The sequence below is a fragment of the Nostoc sp. CALU 546 genome, from assembly GCF_048836525.1.
On sequence record NZ_JAWJTF010000082.1, the window covers coordinates 29,606 to 44,644 of the forward strand.

Sequence of the window (15,039 nt, forward strand, 5' to 3'; positions counted from 1 at the left end):
TACCAATTTCCTAAACTTGAGGATAACCTAGAAAGCAAGCAAACTTAATACACAAGTTTCAGTAGATCATCAGCCGGAGATTTTCAAAATGACAACTCCGCTATCTTGCCGCAATTATATAGATGGCCAATGGTTGAGTGCTGGCGAGGAAGCAACCCTAGAAAGTCGCAACCCTGCCGACAAAACCGAAGTGGTTGCCACATTTCCCCGTTCTCAAATTAAAGATGTAGATACAGCAGTAGCCGCCGCCCGCAAAGCCTACCGCAGTTGGCGTACAGTCCCCGCCCCAGCTAGGGCAGAATACATCTTTCGCGTCGGGGAAATATTACTCCAGCATAAAGAAGAACTTGCCCAGTTAATCAGTCGGGAAATGGGTAAACCCTTGACAGAAGCCAGAGGAGATGTCCAAGAAGGTATTGATTGTGCATTTTACAGTGCTGGCGAAGGACGGCGATTATTTGGGCAAACTACACCCTCGGAAATGTCCAATAAATTCGCCATGACTGTACGGATGCCCATAGGAGTCTGTGCCTTAATTACTCCCTGGAATTTCCCAGTGGCAATTCCTTGCTGGAAAGCTATGCCAGCCTTGGTATGTGGTAATACAGTTATTCTCAAACCTGCTGAAGATACTTCCGCCTGTGCAACTAAATTAATTGAAATTTTTCAACAAGCAGGTTTACCACCAGGAGTAATCAACTTGGTGCATGGTGTGGGAGAAGAGGCGGGGAAAGCTTTAGTTGAGCATCCCAATGTAGATTTGGTATCGTTTACCGGTTCTTCAGAAACGGGTGCTTTTGTTGGCGCTACTTGCGGACGCACTCACAAGCGTGTCTGTTTGGAAATGGGTGGTAAAAACGCTCAAGTGGTGATGGAAGATGCCGATTTGGAACTTGCTCTTGATGGTGCAGTGTGGGGAGCATTTGGGACAACCGGTCAACGATGTACGGCTACCAGTCGCTTGATTTTGCATCGTGATATCAAAAAAAAATTTACCGCCATGCTTTATGAGCGGACTAGTAAGTTACGCTTGGGTGCTGGCACTGACCCAAATACAGATATTGGCCCGATAGTCAATGAAAAACAACTCCAGCAGGTGAGCAAGTATTTGGATATTGCTCGTGAGGAAGGAGCAAAAGTTTTAATTGGTGGAGAAATTGCCAGTGAAGGCTCACTGAAAAACGGTTACTTCTTTCAACCAACTATTTTGGATGATGTAACTCCTGATATGCGCGTTGCTCGTGAAGAGATATTTGGGCCAGTAGTGGCATTAATTGAGGTTAGCTCCTTTGAGGATGCGATCGCAATTATCAACGATAGCAATTATGGTTTATCTTCTTCAGTTTACACCCGCGATATCAACCGAGCTTTTACTGCCATGCGCGATATCGAAGCAGGTATCACCTATATTAATGGCCCAACTATTGGTGCAGAGGTACATTTGCCCTTTGGTGGTGTGAAACAAACTGGTAACGGACACCGCGAAGCTGGAACTACTGCAATGGATGTTTTCACAGAGTGGAAAAGTGTTTATGTTGACTTTTCTGGAAGTTTGCAACGCGCTCAGATAGATAACCGCAGTTAGTACCGCAAGGCGTAATTCGTAATTCGTAATGACGCTTGCAGGGCTACCATGTATACACAAGTCTGAAATAGCTGAAAAACCCAAGGTTTTACCCCACCCTAACCCTCCTTTCAAGGGCTACGGTGTACACACAAGTTCTTCTCACCCCCTCTAACTCCCCCTTGCCAAGGGGGAGAACCGGATATTTCCCCCCTTGGCAAGCTACGGTGTATACACAAGTCTGAAGTAGTTTACTCACCTGGTTTATGCGTCAGTTTTACCCCACCCTAACCCTCCCCGATGCATTGGGGAGGGAACAAGATTTTCCGGTTTCCCTCCTTTACAAGGGGGGATTAAGGGGGGTAATTCAACTTGTGTATACACGGTAGCCTTTGCAAGGGGGGACTAAGGGGGGTAATTTGACTTGTGTATACACCGTGGGCTTGCGGGGTGGGATTCTTCGGGTTTAAGAAGTAATCAAGCGGACATGATATAAGTCCTACTACTATCGATTTTCTGGTGTATCCCCTTTTGCCAGTCCTTTGTAAGCTTGTCATTTACGTAAAATACTTGACTAACCTTAGTGCGAAACTGTAGCCTCAAACTACACTTATCACTGCCTATAGGAACATGGGATAATTTACTGTAACCCTCACTAATACGTTATTTTGCGTAAATTCCGCAAAAATTGAGTAAAAAAAAGCAAATTAATTAACTTATGGTTACTAGAGCATATGATAATTCACACTTCGATGAAAGCACTAACGGGGTTGTTGTAATGGTCGAGCCATACAGCCAAAAAGAGCAAATACAGCAAGTTGTTTACCGCATTTTAGATGCCAATTTAGACCGCGCTCGTGAGGGCTTGCGAATTATTGAGGAATGGTGTCGGTTTGGGTTGAATAATGCCCAGTTGGCTCTTGAATGCAAGCGCTTGCGACAAGAAGTAGCCAAGTGGCATACCTCAGAATTGCGGGCGGCGCGAGATACACCGGGCGATCCTGGGACTGAATTAACTCATCCTCAAGAAGAAGAACGAGCTAGTATAAAATCGGTGTTGCAAGCTAACTTTTGCCGTATAGAAGAAGCGTTACGGGTGTTAGAAGAATACAGCAAGCTTTACCAACCGAATATGGCTAAAGCTTGTAAGCAGATGCGTTATCAAGTTTATACCCTAGAAAGTAGTTTAATGGGTCATCAGCGCCATCAATTGTTGTGGCGATCGCGTTTATATCTTGTTACTTCCCCTAGTGAAAGTTTGTTGAACAATGTCGAAGCTGCACTCAAAGGTGGATTAACGCTTCTACAATACCGTGATAAAACCGCTGATGATTCTTTGCGTCTGGAACAAGCTAGAAAATTACGGCAGTTATGCCATATCTATGGTGCTTTGTTCATCGTTAACGATCGCGTGGATGTAGCTTTAGCTGTGGATGCAGATGGAGTGCATCTAGGACAACAAGATATGCCCATTACCATTGCTCGGCAATTACTTGGTTCCCAGCGTTTGATAGGTCTTTCTACCACAAATAAAGAAGAAATGCAAGCAGCAATTGCTGAAGGTGTAGATTATATTGGCGTGGGGCCAGTTTATGAAACTCCGACGAAAGTAGGTAAAGCCGCAACAGGTTTAGAATATGTCAGCTATGCTGCCAAAAATTGCTCAATTCCCTGGTTTGCGATTGGGGGAATAGATGCCAATAATATCAATGATGTGATCGATGCTGGAGCCGAACGTGTAGCGGTAGTGCGATCGCTCATGCAAGCTGAACAGCCTACCCTCGTAACACAATATTTGCTCTCCCAACTCAATCGCATTAAACCAGAACTTTAAAAGAGTCATTGGTCATTTGTCATTGGTCATTTGTCATTGGTCATTAAAAAAACTCCCCACTCCCCACTCCCCACTCCCCACATATTTATGTCTAATGAGATTACGGTTCAGGTAAATGGGGAAACCCATAGCTGTTCGTTTGAAACTTCTTTACCCGACTTACTCCAACAATTGGGTTTTAATCCCCGTTTGGTGGCTGTAGAGTATAACGGCGAAATTTTACACCGCCAGTTTTGGCCGGAAAAAAAAGTGCAACCAGGCGATCGCTTAGAAGTAGTAACTATTGTCGGCGGTGGTTAGTTGATTTGAGTCAGCAAACCCAAATCCTTAAGGCTGCGTCGTGTAATCTCGATCCGGACTGGTGCATCTTCTGGTTTTTGCATATCAAGGGTTGTGGCGAAAAAGTAGACGTTTTTGTTTTGCTCTAAATAACCCACGAACCAACCAATGTTTGGTTTAGTACTTGTTAACCATCCCGTTTTTCCTCGCAGTGTGTAGTCTGGAGTTTGTTCACGTACCATAATGTCTTTGACAAGATTTATTGTCCGTTGCGAGAAAGGTAAATTGCCTTGATACAACCGTTGCAAAAACTTAATTTGCTCTTTGGGTGTAATTTGCAATGGCTTTTGTAACCAAAAACGATCAATGTCTGCGGCGGCGCCAATTTGACGGTTTCCGTAGCCTACTTTGTTAATAAATTCCTGCATCCGTTCATATCCAATTCTACGTGCCAGCACTTGATAGAACCAAACAGTTGAATCCTTAAAGGCTTGACGCAAATTCGTATCATGATTCCAGGCATCAATTTCTCGGTGAATTCCATCCCAAGTGAGAACCGCCACATCATCAGGAACTACACCTGTTTCTAGCGCCACCAATGCGTTAAAAATTTTGAATGTCGAAGCTGGTGCGATGTCTACGACGGGCTACGCCTACGCAGTTGCATTACGTTGAGGATTGTGTTCATAGGTGCGGTTATTTTTTGAGTCGTAAATCAAGATTGAGCCTTCACGCCCAAATTCTTGGAAGTGTCGCCCCAAATTTGGCGCTTTCACAGCGGGACGTTCAGATGAGGTGGAAGCAGGTTGAGCCAGAACGTAAATTGCTCCAAAAGGAATCACACTTAATACAGCAAAACATCCAATGATTGTAAACACAAGAGATTGCTTTCGATGCTTTGCATAGTGCTGAAGAAATTTTTCTATGCGAAACAAGATATTTTTCATTGCACATTTAATCTAATCACAGGCGAGATTATACACTGCAATCTTGCTCATTTGCAGAGATGTTTTTTAGCTCTACATATCTAGTTTTTGGCAGCAATCAAAATGATACTGAATACTTTGTGAGACAGTAATTTGATATTTTTGATTTCACCGAGTATCAGTGAACTCGATGTACATTACTTTCACAAAATTGCGTTTCTTCCCTCTGATTTATACAGCGCTCGATGAAGGGTTCTACGCTTGGCTAATTCTTTACCTTTGCGGCCGAATTGCTCACGTAGTTGCTGGTCTTTGCATAAGCGATTGAAAGCTTGAAACACTTCATAACCAGAATTGGGATTAACCAGTATGCCATTTTCCTCATGCTGAACTGTGTCTAGAACACCGCCTAAACGAGGAGCAATTACAGGCTTACCGAAGTAACTTGCTTCTAAATAAACGACACCAAAACCTTCCATATTATTAGGTTTAGTATCCAATAAAGTTAGCATGGCAAATATATCACAAGCTGCATAATAACCTGCCAATTCTCGCTCTGGCACATATCCGGCAAAGTGGACGTATTTATCTATCCGCAAACGATGCACCAGAGATTTTAGTTCAGATTCACTTGGCCCTTGGCCGCAGATTATATGGTGGACATCGACTCCAAAAGTTAGCAATAGTGGAATGTTATCGATTACTCGGTCGAAACCTTTATGTTTTACTAGTCTTCCAATGGAGAGAATAACTATTGCTGATTCGGGAATGTTGTATGTTTTACGCACGCGAACACGTAAATCATCAAGGCTACTCGGACTCGCTACATTATTACCAAATTTTTCTGGTCTAATTATTGGGTTGATGACGTGGGTAGGAGTATTTAATCTTAAAGCAGTTCTGAGGTAGTCTCGTGTATAAGAACTGTTACAAACAATACCTTCGGCGCGTTTGAGTGTTAATTTAAATAGCGATCGCAGTACGGGATTATGTAAAGTACAAAGAAAATCGTTGCCGTGCAGATAGATAAAAAAGCGAATAGGTAACAAATAACTCAATAGCAACAGTGAAGGGAAATCATAGCCGTGGCCCCACTCTATATAACGGTAGTGATAGCGAAAATAGAGTTTAATTGCTAAAACAAATGAGCAGACGATATTGAGGAAAGGCTTCAGGATACTTCCCACACAGCCACTACGCCAGGATCTCGGATAAGACCAACGATATACAGGAAATTGTTGATTTTCATCAAATACTTTGTCTCCTGAGCAACTAGCCGCCAGCACAATAACTCGCTCTGGATCTTGGAGACAGCGATTGTAGATATATTCCCCAATTACAGCTTCTTTCGGCAGAAATAACCGGGATATGACTAGGATATCTGGGTATGCAGCTTTGTCTCTGATTTCGGCTGTTAGTTGAGAAATATGTTCCATAATAAAGTTGATGACTGTATTTCAAATAATTTTTAATTTATTTGCAATTAGGATTACTTTCAAAGCCATTATTATTATTTTATTTCTTTTAAAACGAATGTGTAGACAAATTTGAAGCCTATTTTAGAAGATTAGCCAGGAAGATTGTTTTTTTATTGTGTTGATCTTATTTTGGCGGCAAATTTCTCACTAATTGAGAATTTCTGTACATGATGAACAATAAATAAAAGCGAACGCTTGTAGCCAAGTTGCTCAGTAAACAACTGTTACGAAAATTACGAAATTTCGCTACGTTCAATAGAATATCCTAAATATTATCTAATATTGTGCCAAAATGCCACAGACTTGAATAAGTAATTGATAGTAATCTGATGTCTATCTCCCTTTACTGATAGGCATCACGGACACTTATTATTATGCCTTGCATACGTAATTCTAAAACTAAAAAATGTAGTAAATACTGCTCTCTACCGCCTGATCAGTTAAGTTGACATCCTCACCGTCGTGTTCGCCCTTGGCGTTCCCGTTCGCGCAGCGTCTCCGTCAGGAGAAGGGTACGCACTCTTAAGAAGGAGTAAGGAGTAATAAGTAATAAGTAATGAGTAAATACCCGTTTTTCATCCACTCATTACTCATTACTCCTTGACGAGTTACTTTAAAGCCGTGCTGGAAGCACGGGGTTTTAAACCCATTTTTCGGATAAAAATATATATCTTGAGACAGATGTGGTAGTTGTCAGTGTTATACATATTCAAAGACCACATAAAATTCAAGTTCATCTATGACCAAAAAGCCTTGGGATGCTCAACTTGCTTACTGGCTAGTTCGACCTCTAAAAGACAGTTGGGTAAATCCTAATCATCTCACCACAGTGCGACTTGTAACTGGGTTGGCGGCTGCCATTGCGATCGCAGTTGGTGATGTCATTTGGGCTAACATTGGGGGATGGTTGTTTGCTTTATCTAACTTTCTAGATCACACGGATGGTGAATTAGCTCGTTTAAGTGGCAAAACCAGTAAATGGGGACATCAGTATGATTTAGCTAGCGACGCCATTATCCACATTCTATTGTTTGTATGTATTGGATATGGTCTTAGAGAGGGAAAATTTGGTTGGTGGGCGTTGCTGATGGGGATAGTATCTGGCGTGTCTGTTGCTTGTATATTTCATTTGCGAAACCAAATGGAACAGCGTTTAGGTAAACACGCCAGCCGTCAACCAAATTTCGCCGGGTTTGACATTGAAGATGTGTTGTATTTGTTTCCCATAGTTACCTTACTAAATGGACTAGAGCCGTTACTAATGGCAGCTACAATTGGGGCACCAGCTTTTGCTGTGTGGGTAATTTGGCAATTTCGGGCACTTCCGCAGCCTTAACCAAAATTGGCTGTTCAGGTAATCTCGGCGGTCATTTGGTGTAGTTGCTTTGTTTAACCAGTTCTAGCTCTTTTGGGCCAGTAGGGCGATACAGAGTTCCTGTTTCTTCGATGTTAAGAATTAGTTAATATATGTTCAATTGAGCAAAATACAGTCATTATAAAATACTGGGAAAATTTCCAGATTTCCTGGTGTCTAAGCTACTGTTGGTGACTTGACGATGAAGGCAATTATCTTAGCTGCTGGCGTTGGACGACGCTTAGGTAAAGACGGGCAAATCCAACCCAAATGCTTATTGAAATTTAACGGCAAATCTCTATTAGAGCGCCATTTCAACTATCTCCGTCATTACCAGATTGACGAAGTAGTTATTGCTGTGGGTTACCAAGCAGAAAGAATTCAGGATGAAATCAAAGTATTAGGAGCAGAAAATTGGGTCAGTACAGTTTATAATCCTGACTACACTAAAGGTAGTGTAGTCAGCCTTTGGACTTTACGTCAACATTTAGCTACTGGCGATGACATACTATTAATGGATGCAGACGTGTTGTGCGATCGCCGCATCATCGAACGACTAGTAAAAACAAATATCCCTAACAGCTTCTTGCTGGATCGGGATTTTGAACCGGGAGATGAACCCGTGAAGCTTTGTGTCAGAGATAATTATCTAGTGGAGTTTCGCAAAAAAATAGCTCTTGGTTTGACTTATGATTTTGCCGGCGAGTCAGTGGGATTCTTTCGTTTTGGAAATGCTGTCGCTCACCGTCTTGCTACTCATACAGAAAAGTATGTTACAGACGGATTGGATAATGAACCTTATGAAGAAGTAATTCGGGATCTGCTGTTAGAAACTCCAGAAACATTTGGCTATGAAGACATCACTGGATTACCTTGGCTCGAAATTGATTTTCCCCAGGATATTCAACGCGCCCAAAATGATATTTTACCTCAGATAGAAGTCGCAGAAAATGTCTGAAAATATCTTCAATAAGAAAGAATTCAGGAGTCAGGAGTCAGAATTAAGTATAAATTCTGTGCTACTAGTGGGTGAATTAAGGGGTTTAAAACTCCATTAAATTTCCGATTTAGTGGTCAACAATATAGTGGCGGATTTGAATCTCCCACTAATGATTCAGAATTCAGAATTCTGACTCCTGAATTCTTCTTTAATTTATAGGTTGAGAAAAGCAGAATAGATGCATCAAATATTTGCACCCATTGATAACGCTGCAAAATTAAATAAGTGTGCCCAATTGCGGCTATTACTAGAATCGCCTCAACTCGACTTCATCATGGAAGCTCACAATGGGATTAGCGCCCGCATTGTGGAAGAGGCTGGATTTAAAGGAATTTGGGCGAGTGGATTAGCCCTTTCGGCTCAATATGGCGTTCGAGATAATAATGAAGCCAGTTGGACTCAAATTGTGGAAATGCTTGAGTTCATGTCTGATGTCACCAGTATCCCCATTTTGTTGGACGGGGATACGGGTTATGGCAATTTTAATAATATGCGTCGTCTAGTTAAGAAGTTAGAACAGCGAGGTATTGCTGGAGTCTGTATTGAAGATAAGCTTTTTCCCAAAACCAATAGCTTCATCAACGGTAGTCGCCAAGCTTTGGCTGATATTGATGAATTTTGCGGCAAAATTAAGGCAGGCAAAGATAGTCAGACAGACCCAGATTTTTGCATCGTCGCCCGACTAGAAGCTTTGATTGCCGGGTGGGATCTTTCGGAGGCAATGCGCCGAGCTGAAGCTTACCACGCCGCCGGAGCAACCGCCATCCTGATTCACAGTAAATCATCGCGTCCTGACCAAGTGCTAGCTTTTGCTAAAGAGTGGGCGGGTCGTTCGCCGTTAGTGATTATACCGACTAAATATTACAGCACGGCTACTGATGTCTTTCGCAAAGCTGAAGTGAATTTAGTCATCTGGGCAAACCATCTGATTCGAGCTGCTGTTGCTAGTATGCAAGCGATCGCACGTGAAGTAAAAGCCAGCGAAACTTTAATCAACATTGAAGATGATATTGCTCCCGTAAAAGAAATCTTCCGGCTACAAGGGGCGGATGAACTCATAGAAGCTGAAAAACGCTACTTTAACAACGGACGACAAAATACCCAAGCGATCGTTCTGGCTGCTAGCAGAGGAAAAGAATTAGCAGGATTGACGCAAGATAAACCAAAAGTGATGTTACCCCTTGGCGGTAAACCTCTACTCAGGTTGTTGGTGGATAAATTCAAGAAACTTGCCATCAACGATATTACAGTTGTCGCAGGTTATAAAGCAGAAACTATTAACGTTCCGGGGACTAAAGTCATCCGCAACCCAGATTATGAAACAACCGGAGAATTAGCATCCTTAGCTTGCGCTCAAACCAGCTTTGGCGAAGAAATGCTGGTGCTTTACGGCGATTTACTATTTAGAAGCTACATCTTGCGAGACTTATTAGAATGTCCGGGAGAAATTGTGGCTGTGGTTGATTCTGTGACAAACAACAAGTCTGTTAGCGGTTCACCTGACTACGCCTATTGCTCAATTCCAGACGATCTTTCTTTGTTTGGACAAGATGTCAACTTGTTGGGTGTTTCTAAAACAACACAAACGCAATTAGGAAAGTCTAGCGGACGGTGGATTGGGATGCTACGCCTGCGGAGTCAAGGTAGAGAATGGCTGAGTGAAGCACTCAATGAGTTGCAAAAACGACCGGATTTTAACAGTTTGGGTTTGCCAGAATTATGCAATTATTTAATCGAACAAGGAAAACCAATCAAGGTGCTTTATATTCGCGGTAACTGGTTAGATGTTAATTCTTTAGATGATCTTGACCTTGCTTTTCAATTAAAACAATAGGAATGGGGAGTGGGGAGGTGGGGAAAAATTACTTCATTTTTTGATTGTAAAAACTATTTCTTTATCAAAATCTGCTTGCAACGCGGCCTGATCTGTCCACTCAATACTCAATTGCATTAAAGGCTCAATGCTTATCTTGCATAGTTTACAGCTTTTCTTAGTGCCATTCATCTCTGTGCCTACTCTTCAGTTCGGTTTGCTTCAGATTGCTCTTGGGCAAAGGCAGATTCAAAAATACTACCCTTAAAAGGATTTGGCGATTTAAGGATTCGTTTAATTTGAGAAATTTCTGTTCGGATTGCTGTTGATTCATCACTTGTTACATTCCCAAATAAAAGATGATTGAGAATCGATGATTGCATTGAACTTTTTTGTTTCTGAATGGTTGTCTGTGGTCTTTCTTCAGCTTCAGTTTCTTGAGAAACAGATAGATTTGAGGAAACTGGACTGCCAGATATAGGATGCGAAATCTGGGAAGGACTGTCCGCCTGAGTAGGTGAATTAATTGATTGATCGTTCTCAGGTTGAGGGTCTTGCTGAAACAGCTGATTATTGCTAGAGTCAGAGCCTATTGGTGGAAGTTCACCAATGCTTGGCTTGATTTGGTCAATCTCTACCAGTTTTTCTGCTTGCTGCTGTTTTAGCTTCGGCTTTAGTTCTTGTAGTTTATTTTCATCCAATTCCTCTGAAACCTGATTACAGTTTAGATAGGGTTCGTAGTAGCGAATAAACACCACCAGGTAAGATTTATAAAACAATCTAGAGGCTTGCTCGAAAGAATCGATATCCGACATCTCCTCCGGCTGTTGCAACTCTTTTTTCCATTGCTGCCATTCTCTAGCTTGTTTTTGCCGCTCCATTTCTCGCTGCGATTTTACAATACTTCCCATTGATACAATGTCGTCTTCAGCTAACACTAAATTATTAAAAAGATTAGGCAACCAGGAGATGATCTGTTCTACAGGAGACCGCACTGAGGTGATACACTTTTTTTCATGTGATCTCATATTTTTAATCAACTGTGAATACCAGGAAACTGCTAAAGTTCTAGCAAATAAGTAAACAGCAGGAGTATAAATTACAGATTTAGGGAGTTGAATAAGCTTGAATATAAGAATGTCCGATGCTACCTTATTGTCATTGCTTATCTTCTCTAAAACTTCTACAGCACTTTCTTGAATTGAAATGTCTTCATCTTTTAGCACTGTAACTAGAGCATCCACTGCATCAGGACTACAAATCTCCTCTAGAGCTTTTAGCGCACTCTTTTGAATGCTCCTTTCCGGATCGTAAAGGGCTTTCAGCAATACTCTCACAGCATTGGCATTGCCAATTTGTTTTAAAGCTTCTAGCGCACTTTCTCGAATTTTTTCTTCTTGATCGTTAAGAGCTTTAGCCAAGGCTTTGATTACAAATGAAGCTCTTGCTGCATCAGAATGGCCAATTTTTCCTAAAGCCTCCACAGCACTTAGTCGAAGGCTACTATTACTATCTTCTGAGTCAAGAACAGCAGCTAAAAATTCTGTGATATCGAGGTCATCTAGCTTCTCGGCTTCCTCTCCAAGCAATGGTACTAAATTTTCCTTTGTAATACACGAGACACCTAGTTTTCCTAAAGCTATAAGCGCACTCAATTTAATATTATCGTCTTCAGAACGGTAGAATACTGCAAATAAGATTCCGAGTGTACTCAATGTATTAGTATCATTGCCTGAATCGTTAGGAATTTCTAAATCAAAATTGCCAATCTCTGCTAAAGCTTCTACTGCCTCCTTGCTAAGATTACTATTTTCATCTTGCCAAGCCATTAAGGCTATAGTTTGCAAAGCATCAGCAACACCAAGCTTGCCTAGAGCTAAATAAGCATTCCATTGAATACTAAAGTCAATACTCTCATCATTGATGATTGTATTTAAGACTTTCTGTGCTGTTTCCGTACCAATATTCCTCAAAGCATCTATTAAAGCATCTCTTACCAATGGAAATCTAAACTGGATCGACAAATCATCTTCTAACTGCTCGATATTTGCAGATAAGAATTCGATAGATTTACGCAAGGTGTCCACGGCGTCATCAGTGCCAATATTTGCTAAAACTTCTGCTGCTCGTTTTGCACCAAACCCATAAACATCACCTTTATTCTCAATAACTTTATCTAAGGTTTTCACCGCATCAATACCACCAATCTTTTCCCAAGCATTTACAACATCCTTAGAAAGGAAAGGGTGGGAGAAAATTGTATCCTTATCGATGAGCGAAGCTATAGCTTTGTTCGCATCATCGTTACCAATATTTTCTAAAGAATTTACTGCTGCCCATCGAACTTCATTGTCCTCTTTATTAAGGAATTTTTTGAAAAGCTCTACTTCTCCTAGAGCTTCTGCTGCAACCACTTGAACATAAACGTCTTTATGATCGTTAGTGATCGCACGTAAGGCTTCTATAGCATCAGCACTGTGAATCTTCTGCAAAGCTAATAAAGCCCTATTTTGAACAAAAAATGTGTTTTTTTCGTTCCGAGCTATTTCAATTAAAGTTTCGACGATATCAGCATCAGCACTATCAATCTCTACTAAAAAATCTATGGCAATTTTTTGGGCGAAAGGATTTTGATGGTTAATTAAGGATCTCACAGATTGAGCATCGCCAATTGCTGCTACAGCTTTAGCCGCACTTAATTGAACATACCAATCCTCATGATTTATAGCTTGTCTCAGCTTTTCAGCCGTCTTTGAACATACCTGAGCGATCGCCTCAATAATGGATTGAATAAAATCTGCTTCTGGATAAACTTCCCAAAACTCATAAATTTGTTCGATAGTTTTTGTGACTAAACCCGTTTTGAGGAAGCTTTCTCTACATTCAGCAATACAGCGGCCTGCTAATAGCAAATGTGTTCTGAAAATATCATCTTTCTCTTTTGTGATCTTCTCAAGCAGAGGAAGCGGATCTTTCATCAATCCTGCCATTAAACTCAAAGTTTCATGCCAGTCATATTCCCAAAAATGTGCCTTAGCTAGCTCAATTCCATCCTTGGCTCTATCCTTGGCTTGGCGTACCAGATATTTTGCTGTCAAATACTCCTGAAATGTGTAATGCAGAAACAAGTACTGGTTGCCATCCTCGTATAACTTCCGCAAAATGCCATCTTCTTCTGAGAGTACTGTGATTAACTCGTGTGTAGTAGCTCCTTTAAACTCTGAATGAACTTGATCCCCATGTAAGTACTCCTCAATCCATTGATTGAGGTCATCCGCCTCAAACGTATCCTGCTCGGCACAAGTAAAGTGGTAAGCAAGCTCTTCGAGAAGTTGCATCTTTGCTTCTTTGCTGAATTTCTGTTGTGAATATCTGCGATTTTGTTTTTCCAGTATGTACTCCACAGCCTTCTCATACACTTGGCAACGTTGGGCAAGCATCAATCCCTTATTCTGATAAAGCCTGCAAATCAAAGACAACAGCAACGGATTCTGTGCTAATCCCCTGATTTGAGCTTTACTTCGTAACCCTCGAATCAGTTGTGGTGCAGACACCGATTGATCACTCGAATGTTCTTCTGCATTGTTAAACCAAATGTTAATGTAACGGTTAATCTGCTTCTCATTAAACCGAACAATTTCTACCTCCTTTGCCTCAGTAATAAACCCCTCTTCATAACCAACGATTCGAGAAGTACAAATAATGAGTGAGTCAGGATAGTGCCTGACAAATCGGTTCAATTTTTCTTTTAGCTCGAACCTTTTGTTATCAATTCGAGGTACTTCATCTAGTGCGTCTAACAACAGGAGACACTGCCCTTTCTTCAATTTTTCCCGCAAGAATCCCTGTATATCTTGTTCAGGTTTGCAATAATTTCTATGAATCAGCTTCGGAATTGCATCAATTAACTCCTCCGAGGATTTCGCCAACTCTGATAATCTCAGAGGCAACGGTAGAATAATATCTTCCGGTGACTTGCGGTTATCGATCAACTGCTCTCGTTCGTGTCGAGCAGTTGTTATTGCTTCCATGTTCAACAGAGTAGATTTACCCATACCTGGGTCAGCCAATACCATGATAATTTTATGCTGCTTATGCTGCTGTTTGAACTCCTCCCAATCGACTTGCTGCCGTCTAAGTTCTTCTCGTCCACCCTTAACTGCATAGATTTGCTTGAGTTCTTTCTCTGATTGTGTTTTTCCATGGCTTTTAACCTGATGGTGTCCTTGGCATTCCAATGTTACTTGAATCGGAATGTACTGGTCTTTTGAGACAATCGGTTGCTTGAACTGGTTAGATTTTTTTTCAACATCCTCCAAAAATCGGCAGACTCCTTCCTTTGTCACCTTTGAACTTATAGATGGTAACTTCTGGGATTGCTGTTGCAGGACTTCCCGTACTATTAAAACAATGCTTTCCCGATCAGCACTTTGATGAATAACAATATCCCTTGCTTGGTTAATGGCAACATTGCCCTGACCTTCCTGCTGTGTCCACTGTTGATTAGCTTTTAAGTCAGAGAAAACAGCCTCACGTTCGTCTTCAGGCAGTGATTTGATGCGTGCATTCAAATTCTCTAGGCTTTCCTGCGGTTTGTCATTCTGATTCATAAGTCACCTACAAAAAACTTTGAGTATGCTTAAGTAAGTCGGCGCAAATAATCATCACTCGTTTGTAGTTGCGCTTGGCTAACGCCATGCTGTGCGAACAGCGCTAAAGCACAACTACAAGCCAAATACAGAGATTTTACTTTTCGTTACATAGTTTGGTTTTTTCTCGCCGACTTACTTA

Annotated in this window: 8 protein-coding genes and 1 pseudogene; 6 read left to right on the forward strand and 3 right to left on the reverse strand. The window is 41.4% G+C overall.

All coding sequences use genetic code 11. From position 1 onward, the window contains the following. The first annotated feature begins 88 nt into the window (after positions 1-88). From RRG12_RS30345 to thiS, 3 genes are all read left to right on the forward strand, one after another. A complete protein-coding gene (locus tag RRG12_RS30345; RefSeq protein ID WP_420761768.1) occupies positions 89-1,585 on the forward strand; it encodes an aldehyde dehydrogenase family protein in 1,497 nt (498 codons plus the stop codon). Positions 1,586-2,282: 697 nt separating this feature from the next. After that, on the forward strand, positions 2,283-3,398 hold the full coding sequence (locus tag RRG12_RS30350; protein ID WP_420761769.1) for a thiamine phosphate synthase: 1,116 nt from the start codon (positions 2,283-2,285) through the stop codon (positions 3,396-3,398). A gap of 87 nt (positions 3,399-3,485) precedes the next feature. Continuing rightward, complete coding sequence (gene thiS, locus RRG12_RS30355) at positions 3,486-3,698, forward strand: sulfur carrier protein ThiS (RefSeq protein ID WP_420761770.1); 213 nt, start codon at positions 3,486-3,488, stop codon at positions 3,696-3,698. On the opposite strand, the pseudogene blaOXA reads toward thiS, so the two are convergent. Further along, positions 3,695-4,624 (reverse strand): annotated as a pseudogene (gene blaOXA / locus RRG12_RS30360) (class D beta-lactamase). The gene thiS and the pseudogene blaOXA overlap by 4 nt on opposite strands. Before the next feature lie 182 nt (positions 4,625-4,806). Next, positions 4,807-6,039 (reverse strand): glycosyltransferase family 4 protein, encoded by a 1,233-nt coding sequence (locus tag RRG12_RS30365; RefSeq protein WP_420761771.1) that lies wholly within the window; start codon positions 6,037-6,039, stop codon positions 4,807-4,809. Between the two features lie 781 nt (positions 6,040-6,820). On the opposite strand from RRG12_RS30365, the gene RRG12_RS30370 reads away from it, so the two are divergent. The 3 genes from RRG12_RS30370 (at position 6,821) to aepX (ending at position 10,269) form a co-directional block, all read left to right on the forward strand. Beyond that, positions 6,821-7,417 (forward strand): CDP-alcohol phosphatidyltransferase family protein, encoded by a 597-nt coding sequence (locus tag RRG12_RS30370; RefSeq protein ID WP_420761772.1) that lies wholly within the window; start codon positions 6,821-6,823, stop codon positions 7,415-7,417. Between the two features lie 220 nt (positions 7,418-7,637). Further along, positions 7,638-8,393, forward strand: a complete 756-nt coding sequence (locus RRG12_RS30375) for an NTP transferase domain-containing protein (protein ID WP_420761773.1) — start codon at positions 7,638-7,640, stop codon at positions 8,391-8,393. Between the two features lie 220 nt (positions 8,394-8,613). Next, a complete protein-coding gene (gene aepX, locus RRG12_RS30380) occupies positions 8,614-10,269 on the forward strand; it encodes a phosphoenolpyruvate mutase (RefSeq protein ID WP_420761774.1) in 1,656 nt (551 codons plus the stop codon). 179 nt (positions 10,270-10,448) lie between these two features. Here aepX and RRG12_RS30385 read toward each other — a convergent pair whose 3' ends face one another. Further along, positions 10,449-14,858 carry a HEAT repeat domain-containing protein gene (locus RRG12_RS30385; protein ID WP_069072703.1) on the reverse strand — a complete coding sequence of 1,470 codons (4,410 nt, stop codon included), beginning with the start codon at positions 14,856-14,858 and terminating at the stop codon, positions 10,449-10,451. Between the last annotated feature and the right edge of the window lie 181 nt (positions 14,859-15,039).

What these genes read in the sequence shown, in the direction of transcription:
- thiS (WP_420761770.1), top strand. Translation starts at nt 3,486, where the DNA reads ATGTCTAATGAGATTACGGTTCAGGTAAATGGGGAAACCCATAGCTGT.
- RRG12_RS30385 (WP_069072703.1), bottom strand. Translation starts at nt 14,858, where the DNA reads ATGAATCAGAATGACAAACCGCAGGAAAGCCTAGAGAATTTGAATGCA.
- RRG12_RS30365 (WP_420761771.1), bottom strand. Translation starts at nt 6,039, where the DNA reads ATGGAACATATTTCTCAACTAACAGCCGAAATCAGAGACAAAGCTGCA.
- RRG12_RS30350 (WP_420761769.1), top strand. Translation starts at nt 2,283, where the DNA reads ATGGTTACTAGAGCATATGATAATTCACACTTCGATGAAAGCACTAAC.
- RRG12_RS30375 (WP_420761773.1), top strand. Translation starts at nt 7,638, where the DNA reads ATGAAGGCAATTATCTTAGCTGCTGGCGTTGGACGACGCTTAGGTAAA.
- RRG12_RS30370 (WP_420761772.1), top strand. Translation starts at nt 6,821, where the DNA reads ATGACCAAAAAGCCTTGGGATGCTCAACTTGCTTACTGGCTAGTTCGA.
- RRG12_RS30345 (WP_420761768.1), top strand. Translation starts at nt 89, where the DNA reads ATGACAACTCCGCTATCTTGCCGCAATTATATAGATGGCCAATGGTTG.
- aepX (WP_420761774.1), top strand. Translation starts at nt 8,614, where the DNA reads ATGCATCAAATATTTGCACCCATTGATAACGCTGCAAAATTAAATAAG.